The following is a 539-nucleotide window of genomic DNA, read 5'->3' as shown; positions in this document are numbered from 1 at the left end:
AGAATAGTGCCTTGAAGATTAAGTTGCAATCGAGTTCACCGATAAAGATTTGAACTGACGCAAACTTTAAGTAAATAAATTGTTAATAAAAATTATTCTCAGACCACTACATATTTGGGTAGTTGGGACCACCACCGCCTTCAGGAGGCGTCCAGGTGATGTTTTGACTTGGGTCTTTGATATCGCAGGTTTTACAGTGAATACAGTTCGCCGCATTAATCTGTAATTCGGCTTGCTCTGCACCTTCTACAATTTCATACACCCCAGCAGGACAGTAGCGTTGAGCGGGCTCTGCATAGAGCGCCAAGTTCTGTTCGATAGGAATGCGCTGGCTGGCAAGCTGCAAATGACACGGTTGGTCTTCTTCATGGAAAATATTGGATAAATAGACGGAAGAAAGACGGTCAAAACTCAACACGCCATCAGGCTTCGGATAGAGGAGCTCATCGCTGTTTTCCGCCAAAATCAAAGACTGATGATCGGGATGTTCACAACGTACATTCCACTTTGCTTTGCCTTTTAACACGTTGTGTTCCAAC

1 protein-coding gene is annotated in these 539 nt (G+C 44.0%); it reads right to left on the bottom strand.

Annotated elements, in window-relative coordinates; all coding sequences use genetic code 11:
• Positions 1-106: 106 nt before the first annotated feature.
• Positions 107-539, bottom strand: a 433-nt coding sequence (locus R7093_RS27595; protein WP_318147324.1) for a 4Fe-4S dicluster domain-containing protein, incomplete at its 5' end; no start/stop codon positions are given.

Source organism: Vibrio sp. 1580, assembly GCF_033340055.1.
Note: the sequence above shows the minus strand (reverse complement) of the source record. Positions and strands in the feature narration are given on the sequence as shown.